This is a genomic window from Actinoalloteichus sp. GBA129-24, from assembly GCF_001941645.1.
GTDB classification, from domain to species: domain Bacteria; phylum Actinomycetota; class Actinomycetes; order Mycobacteriales; family Pseudonocardiaceae; genus Actinoalloteichus_A; species Actinoalloteichus_A fjordicus.
In genome coordinates, this window is the sequence record NZ_CP016077.1 from 1,643,457 (window position 1) to 1,660,180 (window position 16,724).

Here is a 16,724-nt window from a genome sequence, read left to right on the forward strand (position 1 = left end):
AGACGGCGGAGGAGACGACACTGCCGCGCCACAGGCGGCCCGGGCTCAACCGCTCACGTACGCCGCGAGGTGCTCGCCGGTGAGGGTGGAGCGGTCGGCGACGAGGTCGGCGGGCGTGCCCTCGAAGACGATCCGCCCGCCGTCGTGGCCCGCGCCGGGGCCGAGGTCGATGATCCAGTCGGCGTGCGCCATGACCGCCTGGTGATGCTCGATGACGATGACCGACTTGCCCGCGTCGACCAGCCGATCCAGCAGGGCGAGCAGCTGCTCGACGTCGGCCAGGTGCAGGCCGGTGGTCGGCTCGTCCAGGACGTAGACGCCGCCCTTCTCGGTCAGTCGGGTGGCCAGCTTGAGCCGCTGCCGTTCGCCACCGGACAGCGTGGTCAGCGGCTGGCCGAGCCGGAGGTAGCCCAGCCCGACATCGACCAGCCGCGTCAGGATGCGGTGCGCGGCAGGAATGCTCGCCTCCCCGGAGCCGAAGAACTCCTCGGCCTCGGTGACCGGCATCGCCAGGACCTCGCTGATGTCCCGCCCGCCGAAGTGGTACTCCAGCACCGACGCCTGGAACCGCTTCCCGCCGCACTCCTCGCAGGTGGTGGCGACGCCCGCCATCATCCCCAGATCCAGGTAGATCACGCCCGCGCCGTTGCAGTTCGGGCAGGCGCCCTCGGAGTTGGCGCTGAACAGTGCGGGCTTGACGTCGTTGGCCTTCGCGAAGGCCTTGCGAATCGGGTCGAGCAGTCCGGTGTAGGTCGCCGGATTGCTGCGCCGAGAGCCCCGGATCGGGCTCTGGTCGATCGACACCACCTCCGCGCCGTCCGGGCCTGCCGTCCTCGGCAGCGACCCGTGCACCAGCGAACTCTTGCCGGAACCCGCGACGCCGGTGATGACCACCAGGACGCCGAGCGGGATGTCCACGTCGACGTCACGCAGGTTGTTCGCCGTCGCGCCTCGAATCTCCAGGGCGCCGGTGGGGGTGCGGACGGTCTCCTTGAGCGCGGCCCGGTCGTCGAGATGGCGGCCGGTGACGGTGTCGGACGCCCGCAGGTCCTCGACGGTGCCCTCGAAACAGATGGTGCCGCCCGCCGTGCCCGCGCCGGGGCCGAGATCGACGACGTGATCGGCGATCGCGATCGTCTCCGGCTTGTGCTCCACGACGAGCACCGTGTTGCCCTTGTCGCGCAGCCGCAGCAGCAGGTCGTTCATCCGCTGGATGTCATGCGGGTGCAGGCCGATGGTGGGCTCGTCGAAGACGTAGGTCACGTCGGTCAGTGCGGAGCCGAGGTGTCGGATCATCTTCACGCGCTGCGACTCGCCGCCCGAGAGCGTGCCCGCCGGTCGATCGAGCGAGAGATAGCCCAGTCCGATCTCCACGAACGAATCGAGCGTCTCGCCCAGCGTCACGAGCAGCGGCGCCACCGACGGCTCGTCGAGGTCCCGGACCCAGTCGGCCAGGTCGCTGATCTGCATCGCGCACAGCTCGGCGATGTCGACGCCCTTGATCTTCGACGATCGGGCGATCGCGGTGAGCCGGGTGCCGTCGCACTCGGGGCAGGTGGTGAAGGTGACGGCCCGCTCCACGAACGCCCTGATGTGCGGCTGCATCGCCTCCTTGTCCTTGGACAGGAAGGACTTCTGGATCTTGGGGATCAGGCCCTCGAAGGTGAGGTTCGTGCCCTCGACCTTCACCTTGGTCGGCTCCCGGTAGAGGAAGTCGGCCAGCTCCTTCTTCGTGTACTCCCGGATCGGCTTGTCCGGATCGAGCAGCCCCGACTCGGCATAGGTCCGCACGGTCCACCAGCTGTCCGACTTCCAGCCGGGGATGGTGAACGCGCCCTCGGAGATCGACTTCGAGTCGTCGTACAGCTCGGTGAGGTCGATGTCGGACACCGTGCCCCGGCCCTCGCAGCGCGGACACATGCCGCCCAGGACGCTGAACTCCCGCCGTTCCTTGACGGTCCTGCCGCCGCGCTCGAAGGAGACCGCTCCCGCGCCGCTGACCGAGGCGACGTTGAAGGAGAACGCTTGCGGCGAGCCGATGTGCGGCTGACCGAGCCTGCTGAAGAGGATGCGCAGCATCGCACCCGTGTCGGTGGCGGTGCCGACCGTGGAGCGGGGGTCGGCGCCCATCCGCTGCTGATCCACGATGATCGCGGTGGTCAGACCCTCGAGGACGTCGACGTCGGGCCGGGCCAGCGTCGGCATGAAGCCCTGGACGAAGCTGCTGTAGGTCTCGTTGATCATCCGCTGCGACTCCGCGGCGATCGTGTTGAACACCAGCGAGCTCTTGCCGGAGCCGGACACGCCGGTGAACACCGTCAGCCTGCGCTTCGGGATCTCGACGCTGATGTCGGCGAGGTTGTTCTCCCGCGCGCCGTGCACCCGGATCTCCTCGTGGGTGTCGGCGACGTGCAGCGCAGACTGCGCCGTCGCCCGCTTGGCCGTGCTCATCGTGTCTCCTTCTCTGCGCCTGCCGCCGCCGGGACGGTGCAGGTCGTGGCCGCGATCCTCGGCAGGCTCACCGCCGCTGCTGGATGCGGATCAGGTTTCCCGCCGGGTCGCGGACGGCGCAGTCACGCACGCCGTAGGGCTGTTCGGTCGGCTCCTGGACGACGTCGGCGTCGTTCTCCTGCAACCGGGTGAAGGTCGCGTCGAGGTCGGCGGTGGCCAACAGGATGCCCGCGTAGGTGCCCTTGGCCATCATCTCGGTGATGGTGCGGCGCTCCTCCTCGGTGATGCCGGGGTCGACCGCGGGCGGCGTCAGCACGATGGACGTGTCGGGCTGGTCGGCGGGGCCGACGGTGAGCCAGCGCATCCCGGCGTAGCCGACGTCGTTGCGCACCTCGAAGCCGAGGAGGTCGCGGTAGAAGCCCAGCGCGGCCTCCGCGTCGTCGTGCGGGAGGAAGCTTGCGTGAATGGTGACGTTCATGGTGGTCAGGCTAGGTGCGGCTCGGTGACGGCGCTTCTCGATTCCTGACCGGCCTGGTCACCTGCCGCACCACGCACGACGGCATTCCCGCCGTCGCGCGCGCCGCGTGGAGGCGGTAGGCGCTGGGCGGCATGCCGACCAGTTCGGTGAATCGACTGCTGAACGTGCCCAGCGAGGAGCAGCCGACCTCGAAACAGACCTCGGTGACGCTGCGGTCGCCCCGCCGCAGCAGCGCCATGGCGCGTTCGATGCGCCGCGTCATGAGGTAGCCGTACGGCGACTCCCCGTAGGCGAGCCGGAACCGGCGGCTCAGGTGCCCCGCCGACATGTGCACGCCTCGGGCGAGCGCCTCGACGTCCAGCGGCTGCGCGTACTCCCGGTCGATCCGGTCGCGGACACGGCGGAGGCGGGCGAGTTCGCGCAGGTGCCGCGCGGTGGCGGGTGTGCTGCTCACACTCGGGATGGTGCCACAGCGCACCGTCGGTTCCGGGGCGAACGCCCGTCGGGCCGCCTCGTCGTGACGCGGCAGGCGGCGCGCGCTCAACGGAACTCGTGGACCACCTGAACGTCACCCACGAAGTGGGCGTTGAACTCGTCGAGCTCCTCGGCGGGAACCCACAGTTCGAGGATCGTCTCCCCGCCGACCTGCTGAACGGGGTAGCGGGTCAGACACGGTGCCCTGGTACGTCCCGACCGGGCCCGCGCCGCCCGCCGTGTAGCACCTCGTTGGTGGGATTGATGCTCCAGTCCGGAAGTCCGGATTCGGCACCGTGTGCAGCCACAGATCATCGGCGACGTGGGCCGTTCCGGCTCGCCGAGTAATTCCAGCCGCCGGTCACCGACCGAATCTCCGCGAGCCGAATCGGCAGCCCACGCCCGATCGGCCCCGTGCTGCGGCCCCGCCCCGGCCTGCGGCCCGCTTCAGCCCGGCCGGGACGTCGCCCGCTCACTCCGGCGTCAGCCACACCACCCCGGAGGCCGGCAGGTGCAGCACCGCCGAGGCTGGTCTGCCCTGCCAGGGAATCGGCTCGGCCGTCACCGCGCCCCGGTTGCCCGTGCCCGCGCCGCCGAACTCGCGGGCGTCGGTGTTCAGCCGCTCCCGCCAGATCCCGGCGGCGGGCAGGCCCACCCGATGCTCGCGATGCGCCACGCCCGCCAGGTTCGCCACACACGCCAGCGTCGAGCCGTCGGCGCCGTGGCGGAGGAAGGCGAGCACGTTGCTCACCGCGTCGGTCGCGTCCAGCCAGCTGAAGCCTGCCCCCGCGTCCTCCCCGGTGTAGAGGGCGGGCAGCGCCCGGTACAGCCGGTTGCACTCGGCGACCAGCCGCCGCAGCCCCTCGTGCCTCGGGTCGTCGAGCAGCTCCCAGTCCAGACCCGCCGCCTCCGACCACTCGCGGACCTGGCCGAACTCGCCGCCCATGAAGAGCAGCTTGCGGCCGGGGTGCGCCCACATCAGGCCGAACAGCGCCCGCACGCCCGCCGCCTTCGCCGCGTCGTCGCCGGGCATCCTCGACCACAGCGAGCCCTTGCCGTGCACCACCTCGTCATGCGAGAGCGGCAACAGGAAGTTCTCGGTGTCGGCATAGCTCAACGAGAAGGCCAGCCTGCCGTGCTGCGCGGCCCGTTCCACCGGATCGAGGCCGAGATAGTCCAGGGTGTCGTGCATCCAGCCGAGATTCCACTTCAGCCCGAACCCCAGCCCGCCCTCGTCGGTGCGGCGGGTGACACCCGGCCAGGTGGTGGAGTCCTCGGCGGCGAGCAGCACGTCGGGATGGGCCCGGCCCATCCGCTCGGTCAGCTCCCGCAGCAGTGCCACCGCCTCCAGATTCTCCCGCCCACCGTGCACGTTGGGCTCCCATTCGCCGTCCTCGCGGGAGAAGTCCAGGTGCAGCAGGGAGGCCACCGCGTCGACGCGGAGCCCGTCGACGTGGAACTCCTCCACCCAGTACAGGGCGTTGGCGACGAGGAAGTTCCGCACCTGCGGCCGCCCGTGGTCGAAGATGAGCGTTCCCCAGTCCGGATGCTCGCCGCGCCGGGGATCGGCGTGCTCGTACAGCGGTGTGCCGTCGAAACCGGCCAGCGCCCACTCGTCGCGGGGGAAGTGGGCGGGCACCCAGTCCAGCAGCACGCCGATGCCTCGGGAGTGCAGGTGGTCGACGAACCAGCGGAAGTCGTCCGGGCCGCCGAAGCGGGCAGTGGGGGCGTAGTAGGAGGTGACCTGATAGCCCCACGAGCCGCCGTACGGGTGTTCGGCGATCGGCAGCAGTTCGACGTGGGTGAAGCCCAGCTCGGTGACATGGTCGGCGAGCCGGGCGGCCAGCTCGCGATAGCCCAGCCCCGGCCGCCACGAGCCCAGATGCACCTCGTAGACGCTCAGCGGCTGCTGCCACCACGGCCTGCTCGCCCGCCGGGCCAGCCACTCGTCGTCCGACCAGGTGAAGCGCGACCGATGCACCACCGAGGTCGTCCCCGGCGGGGGCGCGGCCGAGAAGGCCAGCGGGTCGGCCTTGGCCCGCCAGACCCCGTCGGCGCCCAGCACCTCGAAGTCGTAGCCCGCGCCCTCGGCCACACCGGGCACGAACAGCTCCCAGACGCCCGAGCCGTCCAGCGCCCGCATTGGCGTCGCCCGGCCTGCGCAGCGGTCGACGTCGCCGCGCACCCGGATGCCTCGGGCGCCGGGCGCCCACACCGCAAACGACGTGCCCGGCACGGATCGATCGCCGACGACGCGGGCCTGCGGGTGCGCGCCGAGCACCCGCCACAGGCCCTCGTGACTGCCCTCGCTGATCAGGTGCAGATCGAACGCGCCGATGCCGGTGTCGAACAGGTACGGCTCCTCGCGCAGCTCCGTGCGACCGGCCCGGCGGACCTCGATCCGATAGTCCGGCGGCCCGCTGCCGAAGCCGCCCCGTCGCAGGCCGGGGAAGAACCCGGCCGGGACGACCCCGGAGAACAGGCCCGCCGGATGCGCCATCGCCAGGACGGTCCGCCTGCCGTCGGCGCCGACCACCGTCACCTCCTCGGCACCCGGCTGCCAGCTGCGCACCAGCGTGCCGTCCGGCCGAGGATGCGCGCCCAGCAGCAGCCGGGGATCACGCAGCGTCCCGGCGAGCAGCTCATCGAGCCGATCCGCATTCGGGACGCCCGCGTCGAGCAGCGCGTCTCGGGGGGTCGGGCAGTCGGTCATCGAGCCCTCGATCACCGCGGCGCCTCGATCAGCCCGGTCAGCTCGCGGACCGCCCGCAACGGGATGTCCAGCCAGTCCGGCCTGCTCCGCGTCTCGTACACCGCCTCGTAGACGGCCTTCTCCAACTCGTAGGCGGTGAGCAGCACATGCTGATCGATCGGATCGAAGCCCGCGACGTCCGCGTAGCCCCGACAGAACGCCGCGCGATTGTGCGCGGCCCACTCGGCGGCCCGATCGCGCAACGCCTCGATCGACGTGCCCGGCTGTGGGGTCGCCGACCGCAGGTGATGCTGGGCGGCGTAGTCGAAGGACCGCATCATGCCCGCGACGTCCCGCAGCGGAGAGTGCGTCTCCGTCCGCTGCGCGATGGACGCCGACGGCTCGCCCTCGAAGTCGATGAGCAGCCAGCGCGTCGGTGCCCGCAGCACCTGCCCGAGATGCAGATCGCCGTGCACCCGCTGCACCTGCACGCCCCCGGGCAGGTCGGCGACCTCGGCGAACCGGCGGCGCAGCAGGGCCGCATAGGGCGCCAGCGCGGGCACCTGCGGCAACGCCGCCGCCAGCCGTGTCGACATGCCCTCGCTCAGCGCACGCAGCTCGGCGCCGCGCAGGGTGGTGGTGCCGAACGCCGTCGCCAGATCGGCGTGCACCTCGGCCACAGCGGCGCCCAGTCGGAACGCCTCCGGGGTGAAGTCGCCGCCCGCGGCGGGCGGGGCGCACGGCTGCACGGCGAGCAGGTCCCGCACGCTGGCCGTGGCCATCGACCAGCCCTCCGCCGAGTTCGCCGCGAAGGTCTGCAACATCGCATAGGTCACCGGCCTGCCCCCGATCGAGCCCTCGATCGAGCCGAGCAGTGTCGCGAGGTGTGAGGACCGGACCTGCCGCAGCGCCCGATGCAGCTCCAGATCGGGATTGACGCCTTCGGCGAGCCTGCGGAACACCTTGAGGATGTAGCGATCGGCGAAGACCACCGAGGTGTTGGACTGTTCCGAGGTCATCCGCCGGGCGGTCAGGCCGCTGCGGTTCGCGGCGCTGAACCCGGCGATCGGCTCGGCGACGAAGCGCACCCCCGCCACCTCGGCGCCCCGACCGATCAGCGTCAGCAGCACCCGGCACAGACTCGCGTCGTCCAGCGCGTCATAGACGACGACGTCGTCGAGCGCGGCGATCACCGAGGACTCCAGCTCGGCGGGCAGACTCCGCCGGATGCCCAGCGGCACCTGATACAGCTCCGGCGCCTCGGCGTCGACGAAGTGGACGGCCGCGACCAGCAGCAGACCGCGCGGACCGCCCTCGTCGAGATCGTCGACCAGCTCCACACAGCTCGCCACCGAGATCCGCTCGATCGGCGTGCCCTTGCTCGCGAACCACCGCTGCCAGGGCAGCCAGCCCGCCAACGCCTGCTCCAGGTGCTGCGGCCACGGCGTACTCGTGGTCTCGCTCATCGCGACGCCTCCGTCCGGTGCAGGGCGAACCAGTAGAAACCGTGGCCCGGCAGCGTGAGCATGTAGGGCAGCTCACCCACCGTCGGGAACGTCACCCCGCCGGTCAACTCGATCGGCTGCGCCCCCGCGTACTCCGACAGATCGAGTTCCACCGGCTGCGGGAAGCGGGAGAGGTTGTTGACGCACACCAACAGATCCTCGGTGCCGTCGGCGGCCACCGCACGACGCCGATACGCCAACACGGTGGGATTCGAGCAGCTCAACTCGGTGAAGTCACCCACGCCGAACGCCGGATGCGCCTTGCGCACCGCGATGACGTGTCGCGTCCAGTGCAGCAGCGAGGAGGGCGTCTTCTGCTGCGCCTCGACGTTGACGGCCTGGTAGCCGTACACCGGGTCGGCGATCGTGGGCAGATACAGCCGGGCCGGATCGGAGGTGGAGAAGGCCGCATTGCGGTCCGGCGCCCACTGCATCGGCGTGCGCACCGCGTCCCGGTCGCCGAGCCAGATGTTGTCGCCCATGCCGATCTCGTCGCCGTAGTAGAGGACGGGGGAGCCGGGCAGGGAGAGGAGCATGGCGGTGAAGAGCTCGAGCTGGTTGCGGTCGTTGTCGAGCAGCGGGGCCAGCCTGCGGCGGATGCCGATGTTGGCCTTCATCCGAGGATCGGTGGCGTACTCGGCGTACATGTAGTCGCGTTCCTCGTCGCTGACCATCTCCAGGGTCAGCTCGTCATGATTGCGCAGGAAGATCCCCCATTGCGCTCCCTCGGGAATCGGGGGCGTCTGCGCCAGGATCTCGGAGATGGGGAAGCGGCTCTCGCGGCGGACGGCCATGAAGATGCGGGGCATGAGGGGGAAGTGGAAGGCCATGTGGCATTCGTCCCCGCCCACGTCGGGGTCGCCGAAGTACTCGACGACGTCGCTGGGCCACTGGTTCGCCTCGGCCAGTAACACCCGGCCCGGGTATTCGTCGTCGACGACCTTGCGGCAGCGGCGGAGGAAGTCGTGCGTCTCCGGCAGGTTCTCGCCGTTGGTCCCGTCCCGCTCGAACAGATACGGCACCGCGTCGAGTCGGAATCCGTCGATGCCCAGATCCAACCAGAACCGCAGCACGTCGAGCATCGCCTCGGCGACGGCGGGGTTGTCGTAGTTGAGGTCGGGCTGGTGGTGGAAGAAGCGGTGCCAGTAGTACTGGCCTCGGACCGGGTCGTAGGTCCAGTTCGAGGCCTCGGTGTCGACGAAGATGACCCGCGCGTCCGGGTATCGCTGATCGTCGTCATTCCACACGTAGAAGTCCCCGTACGGCCCGTCGGGATCGCGGCGGGACTCCTGGAACCACGGATGCTGGTCGGAGGTGTGGTTCATGACCAGGTCGGTGATCACCCGGATCCCTCGGCGGTGGGCCTCGTCCAGGAGATGGACGAAGTCCTCCACGGTCCCGAATTCGGGGAGCACCGCGCGGAAGTCGCTGATGTCGTAGCCGCCGTCGCGCAGCGGTGAGGCGTAGAACGGGGGGAGCCAGAGGCAGTCCACCCCGAGCCATTCCAGGTAGTCGAGCCGGTCGGCCAGACCGCGCAGGTCGCCGGTGCCGTCACCGTCGGAGTCCGAGAACGCCCGGACCAGGACCTCGTAGAACACGGCCCGCTTGTGCCAGTCCGGCTCGACCGTCAGCACTCGCGCCGAGGCGAAGTCGTCCGCGCTCGGCTCGGTGATGATGCGTGGTGCCACTCGGGTGCTCATCGGTCCCCCACAGACAGGATGTGCGCGACGCCGCGAGGCGGGTCGAGCGTGACGAAGTTGGTCGTGCCCCAGTCGAAGACCTCGCCGCTCACCTCGTCGTGACAGGTGAACCGGGTCTCCTCGGCGGCGCCCGCAGCCAGACCCAGCGCCGCGAGGTCGAGCCGGACCGTGCCCTTCTGGGCTGCGGTCGGATCGAGGTTGACCACGACGATGACCGTGTCCCCACTGGCCGGGTCACGCTTGGAGAAGGCGATCAGGTCGTCGTTGTCGACCTCGTGGAAATGCAGGGTGCGCAGGCTGCCCAGTGCCGGATGCGCCCGTCGGATCTCGTTGAGCCTTGTCAGCCACGGCTCTAGCGAGCGGCCCCGCTCGACGGCCGCCGCATGGTCGCGTGGCCGGAGCTCGAACTTCTCGGAGTCCAGGTACTCCTCGGCGCCTGGCCGCAGCGGCTCGTGCTCGTACAGCTCGTAGCCTGCGTAGAGGCCCCAGCTGGGGCCGAGCGTCGCCGCCAGCGCGGCCCGCAGCGCGAACATCGCGGGCTCACCACTCTGCAGGGCCGCAGGCAGGATGTCGGGGGTGTTGACGAAGAGGTTGGGGCGCGCCTCGTCGGCGTGGGCGGTCATGGTGGTGCCGAATTCGGTGAGTTCGTGTTTGGTGGTGCGCCAGGTGAAGTAGGTGTAGTGCTGGGTGAAGCCGAGTCGGGAGAGTCCGTACATGCGGGCGGGTCTGGTGAAGGCTTCGGAGAGGAACAGGACGTCCGGGTGTCTGGTCTTGAGGTCGGTGATGAGGCGGTGCCAGAACTCGGGCGGCTTGGTGTGGGGGTTGTCCACCCGGAAGATGCGGATGCCGTGGTCGATCCAGTGGATGACGACGCGACGGATCTCCTGGTATAGCCCGGTGGGGTCGTTGTCGAAGTTGAGGGGGTAGATGTCCTGGTATTTCTTGGGTGGGTTCTCGGCGTAGGCGATGGTGCCGTCGGGTCGGGTGGTGAACCATTCGGGGTGGTCGCGGACCCAGGGGTGGTCGGGGGCGCATTGGAGGGCGAGGTCGAGGGCGACCTCGAGGTTCAATTCGGTGGCGCGGGCCACGAACTGATCGAAGTCCGCGAGGGTCCCCAGGTCCGGGTGGACGGCGTCGTGTCCGCCGTCGGGTGATCCGATGGCCCACGGCGATCCGACGTCGTCGGGTCCCGGGGTGAGGGTGTTGTTGCGTCCTTTGCGGTGTACGTGGCCGATGGGGTGGATCGGCGGCAGATAGACGACGTCGAAGCCCATGGCCGCGATGCGGTCGAGTTCGGTGGTCGCGGTCTGCCAGGTCCCGTGGACGGGCCTGCCCTCGGCATCGTGCCCGCCGGTCGACCGAGGGAAGAACTCGTACCAGGAACCCACTGCCGCGCGCGGTCGGTCCACCCAGATGTGGTGCACGCGGCCCGAGGTCACCAGGTCCCGCACGGGCTGTTCCGTCATCACCCGCACCACCGCATCCGACAGCGCGAGCGCGATCCGCTCCTCGGGCGAGGCCCCGCTCTGTCGCAGCCGGATCGCCGCGGCCCGCAGGACCACGCGATCCGCCGCGCTGTCCGGCCGCCGAGCCGCTCGATCCACCAGCCGCGCGCCGATCTCCAGGTCATTGGCCAGTTCCTCGGCGGACTGCCCGGCGGCCAGCTTCGCCTCGATCCCCGCGCGCCAGGTCGACCACGGATCAGACCAGCCCTCCACCCGGAAGCTCCACCGGCCCGGCTCGTCGGGGACGACGGTCCCGCTCCAGCGGTCCTCGCCCGCGTTGGCCAGCCGCATGCGCGTGCGGCGGGACAGCCGATCGCCCTGGCGGCCCCAGACGATGGTCGCGGCGGCGGCGTCGTGCCCTTCGCGCCACACCGTCGCGTGCACCGGAATGTGTTCGCCGACCACTCCCTTACTCGGATGACGGCCTTCGTCGATCGCCGGTGACACGTCTTCTACGACAATTCTTCCGCTCACGACCATCCTTTCCTTGCGGCCGATGTACTGTTCTTCAATGGTGACCTGATACGGTCTGAACAGGCCAATAGTCGGTTTCCATTAAGCCGACTTGACGAAGCGGTCGGCGGCTTGTCGGCGGTTTCTCCGCACCGTCGATCTGGTAGGTCGCCCAGCTCGGATCGGGCGACGCCGAGCGCCGAGGCGACTCGGGATCGAGCGAGACGGCGACGGTGTGATTCGCCCGCGCGGGCGGCTCGGCGATGCCTCGCGCGCATGGCAACAGGTCTTGGACCGCAGCGGATCGCCGATGCAAGCCTGGGCCGATCACCTGCCGCGATCGACGGGCCCGTCGTGGCGCGCGCAGTCGAGGACGACCGAGCAGCCGGAGGCCGCGATGACCGGACGACCGATGTGGACCCTGCCCCTGACCCTGCTGCTCGCGGCGGGAACGCTCGCGGGCTGCACGGGCGCCACCGACGCCGCGCCCGACCGAGGCGGCTCAGCGGAGTCGGGGCCGGGTGACGCTAGTGAATCCCCCGATGACGGCGCCGCGGCCGACGTGGCCGCGCCCGCCGCCGCGTATGTCACGGCGGTGGCCGAGGGCGACCTGGACGGGCTCGTCGACGCCTTCGACCCGGACGGCGAGGTGATCGACGTGACTCGGCGCATCGCCGGTCACGACGCCATCCGGGCCTGGGCGGACCGGGAGGTGATCGGCGGCAGCCTCGCGGTTCTGGAGGTCACGCCCACCTCCGACGGCCAGGAGCTCCTGGTGCACTGGGCGCCCGCTGGCTCCGACGGCTGGCAGGCGCGGTACCGCTTCACCTTCGAGAGCGACCGGATCGCGGTGGCCGACCTCCAGTACGCCTGACACCGCTGTACCGGGCCGAGGGCGGCGCGGCCGGGGCCTGCCGCCGCCCTGGACGACGGCCCAGACCGCCTGCCCGACGGGCGCGACCTCAGTGACAGCGCGACCTCAGCGGGCGACGACCATGTCTCTGGTCAGCGCGTTGTCCGGTCCGAGCAGCTCCAGGGCCAGATCCTGCGGCGTACGTCCGAGGTGGTCGGTCTGGCCCGGCCGGGCGCCCTGGCGGAGCAGAGCCTGGCCCGCGTCGGGGTTGCCGTGTCGGACGGCGATGTGCAGCGGCGTCTGCCCGGTGGTGGCCACGACCGCGTCGAGCACCGCCCCGGACCGCAGCAGCTCGCGGACCACGTCGGCGTCGCCGTGCTCGGCGGCGCGATGCAGCGCCGTCTGGCCGACCGGGTCGGTGGCCAGCACGTCGGCACCGCCCGCCAGCAGCGCGCGGACGACCGTCAGATCGCCCTGACCCGCCGCGATCATCAAGGGCGACAGGCCTCGGTCGTCTCGGATGCCGGTGTCGCCCCCGAACCGCAACAGCTCGCCGACGAGGGCCACATCGCGGTCCCGCACGGCCTGGACGAGCCGGGCCTCCCGGTCGGCGTTGAATGCCGCGACCTCGCCGTTGGCATCGAAGTAGACCTTCCAACTGCTGATCAGCCCGGCGTCGTTGACCACGAGCCGGTGCATGTCCTCGATCTCGAACAGCACCTTGGTCCTGGTGTGGCGGGCCTTGGTGTACACCACGGCGCAGGCGGTGTCGCCGTCGACGAACAGACCGCGCAGGCCGTAGTCGAGCACCTCCGTGGTCTCGGCCCGAATGCGGAAGGCCTCGGCGACCTCCTGCCGTCCGACGTGGACGCCCAGATAGGGCACCACCGCGTTCCACTGATCCAGCGGCAGTTCCAGAACGATCGACGGCGACAGTCCCGCCATGATTCGATCGGTGTCGCCCGCCCCGATGGCCGAATACCAGTCGGTGACGATCTCGCGTACTCGACGAGTGTCCATTCACGGTCCTCTCAACTGATCTCGACGATGCGCTCGAATGCGCAGATATCGCGATTCCTCCTCATCAAGAATGGCAGCCGGAGAAGCGTGAGACCACTGATTCGAGGCGACTGCGTGTACTGCGAGAATCAGCTCAGAAAAGAGAATGCGCACCTGCCGACTCGGCGACTCGCGGGTGTCGTCGGCTCGACGCGACGGGAGACGTCGCCGCGGCGGAGCGTGTCCCGGCCGGTGCTCGGGCGATCATTCGATCGGAACCCGGGGGGCGAGCAGACGGACGCGGGGCGAGGGAAGCCCTCGCCCCGCGTCCGCCGATTCCTCAGTGCGCTGCGGACTCGAAGTCCAGCAGGGAGGGGCCCGATGCGAGCCCCTTCGGCGCCAGCCCGTCCAGCTCGGCCAGCTCGGCCGCACTCAGGCTGACGTGCGCGGCGCCCAGGTTGTCGTCGATGTGGTGGGGCTTGGTCGTGCCGGGGATCGGGACGACGTCCTCGCCCTGGGCGAGCAGCCAGGCCAGCGCGAGCTGCGCCCGGCTGATCCCCTTGCGCTCGGCGAAGGCCGCCAACGGCGCGAACCGGTCGCGGTTCGCCGTGAGGTTGTCCTGGGCGAACCTCGGCGCGTTGTTGCGGAAGTCGCCCGCGCCGATGGTGTCCGCGCTGCCCGCGAGGAAGCCGGTGCCCAGCGGGCCCCACGGCACGATGCCGACGCCCAGTTCCCGTGCCACCGGGATCAGATCGGCCTCGACGTCGCGGGTCCACAGCGACCACTCGACCTGCACGGCGGCGATCGGGTGCACGGCGTGGGCGGCCCTGAGCTGCTCGCCGGTCACGTTGCACAGCCCCAGATGCGCGGCCTTGCCCGCCGTGACCTGCTCCGCCATCGCGGCCACGGTCTCCACCACCGGCACGCCGGGGTCCGGGAAGTGCAGGTACCAGAGATCGACGGCGTCGATGCCGAGCCTGCGCAGGCTGGCGTCGATCGCCGCGCCCGCCCGCTCGGGCCGGGCGTCCACCGTGATGGAGTTGGCGTAAGTGGCCGTGACCTTGTTCGCGGTGGCGGAGGGCTCGTAGACGATCCCCCACTTGGTGCCGACGACGGCCCGGTCCCGCCTGCCCGCCAGGGCCAGCCCGAGGACCTGTTCGTTCTCGCCGTTCGCCCCGTAGGCGTCGGCGGTGTCGAGGAGCACCGGCCCGTCCTGGTCCAGCACGTGCGCGAGCACCTTCGCGGAGTTCGCGTCGTCGTTGGTCCCGTACATGCCGTCCAGCAGGACCATGGCCCCGTATCCGATGGGGGACACGGCGGGCCCGTCGGTGCCCAGTCTGCGCTGCTGTGTCACTGAACTCTCCTGTCGTCGATCAGAGATGTCGATCAGAGGTAACGGCCGACGACGTCCTGGATCAGGCCGTCGCGGACGAGATAGGCGTAGGTGAAGGACTCCCGGCCGCCTCGGCCGGTCTCGAAGTCGTAGTGGACGACGTGCCGATCGCCCTCCCAGCGGGTCTCGACGACCTCGTAGCTGCCGCCGACGTCGAGCACCTCGGGGACCAGGAACCTGTCCATGATGTCGGCACGCGAGGGGTAGATCCGCCCCACGCTGTCGAATCGGGCGTCCTCGGCGAAGACCTCGGCCACGGCCTCCTCGTCACCGGCGTTCGCGGCGTCGAGGAATCGCACGGCCACCTCCTCGGCTTCGGCGCGTTCCTCCGCCGTGGGCGGCGGGCCGTCGGCCCCGGCGGAGGCGCCGGCCGAGTCCGCTCGGTCGGGGGGCGTCTCGGCGGTCTGATCCGTGGCGGAGCAGGCCGACAGGGTGAGCAGGATTGTCGCGACGAGCGCGATCCGGTGTCTCGTTCGCATGATGTCTCCTGTGGCGGGTCGGCGGGGCTGTCGCGGAGTCGGGGCGTCCTGCGGGCTGGTCGGTTCGGTCGGTTGCGTCGGCCCGTTCGTCGTCGCCGGGAACACGCCCTGGGGCCCGGAGACCCTGGGGGCGGTCTCCGGGCGACGGGGCCGGCGGCGGCGCCTGGGGTACGCCGGGCCGAGCAGGCGGGGAAGCCGGGGGCGCGGGAGTGGTCCCGGCCTCCCCACCGGGGGGTGAGTAGTCAGTTCGTGGTGGTCTCCTCTCCCGATCGGGTGGCGCGGGAGCCGGAGCGCTCACCGCGAAGCAGGACGGCGACCAGCACGGCGCCGAACACCAGCAGGCCCATGGCGACCAGATAGCCGACGTGGTAGCCGCCGAGCACGGATTCGGGATCGGTGCCGGGACTCAGCACGGAGGCGGCGGTGACCAGCAACGCGACGCCGATGCTGCCGCCGAGTTGCTGGGCGGTGACGTTGAAGCCGCCCGCGACGCCGTGCTGGTGCTGGGGCACGCCGGTCAGCGAACCCGCCGTCAGGGCGGCGAAGGCGGTGCCCTGGCCGATGCTCATCACGGCGACCGCCGGGAACACGTCGAGCCAGTAGCCGCCGTCCAGCGGCGTGCGTGCCCACAGGACCATGCCGACGGCCAACAGCAGCAGGCCGGTGATCATCAGGTTCCGTTGGCCGACCCGGACCATCAACCGGCCGGAGATGTTGGTGGAGATGATCACCAGGATGCCCATCGGCAGGATCGCCAGACCGGACTGCATCGGCGTGTAGCCGAGCAGGCCCTGGAGATAGAGCGGGGCGAAGAACAGCACGCCGAGGACGGCGGTGAAGAACACGACGGCGGTCACCGTCGCGGCCCGCACCGCGGGCACGCGCAGCAGGTCCATCGGCAGCAGCGGCTGGGCGATCCGCCGTTCCCAGATCACGAAGCCGACCAGCATCACCGCAGCGGCCGCGAGTGCGCCGAGGGTGAGCCCGTCCCAACCCTCCTCGCTCGCCCTGGTCAGACCGAAGACGGCGAACAGCAGGCCGAGCGTCACGGCCGCCGCACCGGGCACGTCGAGGGAGAGCCGCCGCCGGGTGCCCTTCGGCAGCACCGACCGCACCGCGGCGAGGACCGCGACGCCGATCAGCAGGTTGAAGACGAACACCGAGCGCCAGTTGAAGACGTCGGTCAGCACGCCGCCGATGACGACGCCCGCGCTGAAGCTCGACGCGCCGACGGAGGTGTAGACGGCGAGCGCCTTGTAGCGCTCCGGCCCGGCGGGGAAGAGCTGGGTGACCAGCGCCAACGAGGCGGGTCCTGACAGCGCGGCTCCGATGCCCTGGAGGCCTCGGGCCACCATGAGCAGTTCCGCGTTCGGGGCGAGCGCCGCTCCGACGGCGGCGATGCAGAAGATCGCGACGCCGAGTGCGAACACGTACCGCCTGCCGAGCACGTCGGCCGCTCGGCCGCCGAACAGCAGGAAGCCCGCGAAGGTCAGCGCATACGACGTCATCATCCACTGGAGAGTCGTGTCGGTGATGGACAGATCCGCGCCGATGGCGGGCAGCGCCGCGTTGACCACGGCGACGCCGCCCGAGTCCAGGGCGAGGGCGGCGGCGAGCACGACGACGGCGAGCCACCGACGGCGGTCGGAGATCGGCGTGGCGTCGGCACCGGGTTCCGGCTCTGGCCCGGCGCGACGATCGGGATCGATGGAGACGGTCATGATGACTCCTGAAGACTCGGG

At 70.6% G+C, this 16,724-nt stretch carries 12 protein-coding genes; 1 reads left to right on the forward strand and 11 read right to left on the reverse strand.

Annotation, left to right across the window (positions count from 1 at the left end; all coding sequences use genetic code 11):
- Positions 1–45: 45 nt before the first annotated feature.
- The 7 genes from UA75_RS07545 to UA75_RS07580 form a co-directional block, all read right to left on the reverse strand.
- Positions 46–2,451 carry an ATP-binding cassette domain-containing protein gene (locus UA75_RS07545; RefSeq protein WP_075739643.1) on the reverse strand — a complete coding sequence of 802 codons (2,406 nt, stop codon included), beginning with the start codon at positions 2,449–2,451 and terminating at the stop codon, positions 46–48.
- Between the two features lie 67 nt (positions 2,452–2,518).
- On the reverse strand, positions 2,519–2,929 hold the full coding sequence (locus UA75_RS07550; RefSeq protein ID WP_075739644.1) for a VOC family protein: 411 nt from the start codon (positions 2,927–2,929) through the stop codon (positions 2,519–2,521).
- Positions 2,930–2,939: 10 nt separating this feature from the next.
- The gene (locus UA75_RS07555) at positions 2,940–3,383 is read right to left on the reverse strand and encodes a helix-turn-helix transcriptional regulator (RefSeq protein ID WP_075743523.1); all 444 of its coding nucleotides are present in this window, start codon (positions 3,381–3,383) and stop codon (positions 2,940–2,942) included.
- A 492-nt stretch (positions 3,384–3,875) separates the two neighbouring features.
- Positions 3,876–6,116: a 1,4-alpha-glucan branching protein GlgB gene (glgB, locus tag UA75_RS07565; RefSeq protein ID WP_075743524.1), complete on the reverse strand. Its 2,241-nt coding sequence runs from the start codon at positions 6,114–6,116 to the stop codon at positions 3,876–3,878.
- Positions 6,117–6,127: 11 nt separating this feature from the next.
- The gene (locus UA75_RS07570) at positions 6,128–7,561 is read right to left on the reverse strand and encodes a maltokinase N-terminal cap-like domain-containing protein (protein WP_075739646.1); all 1,434 of its coding nucleotides are present in this window, start codon (positions 7,559–7,561) and stop codon (positions 6,128–6,130) included.
- A complete protein-coding gene (gene treS, locus UA75_RS07575) occupies positions 7,558–9,300 on the reverse strand; it encodes a maltose alpha-D-glucosyltransferase (RefSeq protein WP_075739647.1) in 1,743 nt (580 codons plus the stop codon). Before treS ends, UA75_RS07570 begins: the two co-directional genes overlap by 4 nt.
- Positions 9,297–11,279 carry a maltotransferase domain-containing protein gene (locus UA75_RS07580; protein ID WP_075743525.1) on the reverse strand — a complete coding sequence of 661 codons (1,983 nt, stop codon included), beginning with the start codon at positions 11,277–11,279 and terminating at the stop codon, positions 9,297–9,299. The genes treS and UA75_RS07580 overlap by 4 nt, the downstream gene beginning before the upstream one ends.
- Before the next feature lie 376 nt (positions 11,280–11,655).
- Here UA75_RS07580 and UA75_RS07585 point away from each other — a divergent pair, with 376 nt between their 5' ends.
- Positions 11,656–12,132 (forward strand): nuclear transport factor 2 family protein, encoded by a 477-nt coding sequence (locus UA75_RS07585; protein WP_198044237.1) that lies wholly within the window; start codon positions 11,656–11,658, stop codon positions 12,130–12,132.
- 105 nt (positions 12,133–12,237) lie between these two features.
- Here the strand turns inward: UA75_RS07585 and UA75_RS07590 are convergent, their stop codons facing one another.
- The 4 genes from UA75_RS07590 to UA75_RS07605 all read right to left on the reverse strand — a co-directional run bounded on the left by UA75_RS07590 (position 12,238) and on the right by UA75_RS07605 (position 16,703).
- Positions 12,238–13,131, reverse strand: coding sequence for an ankyrin repeat domain-containing protein (locus UA75_RS07590; protein ID WP_075739649.1), 894 nt, complete (start codon positions 13,129–13,131; stop codon positions 12,238–12,240).
- Between the two features lie 319 nt (positions 13,132–13,450).
- Positions 13,451–14,464, reverse strand: coding sequence for an aldo/keto reductase (locus UA75_RS07595; protein ID WP_075739650.1), 1,014 nt, complete (start codon positions 14,462–14,464; stop codon positions 13,451–13,453).
- A 32-nt stretch (positions 14,465–14,496) separates the two neighbouring features.
- On the reverse strand, positions 14,497–14,982 hold the full coding sequence (locus UA75_RS07600) for a nuclear transport factor 2 family protein (protein WP_075739651.1): 486 nt from the start codon (positions 14,980–14,982) through the stop codon (positions 14,497–14,499).
- Between the two features lie 242 nt (positions 14,983–15,224).
- Entirely contained in the window at positions 15,225–16,703 is a 1,479-nt protein-coding gene (locus UA75_RS07605; protein ID WP_083683007.1) for an MFS transporter, read from the reverse strand.
- Between the last annotated feature and the right edge of the window lie 21 nt (positions 16,704–16,724).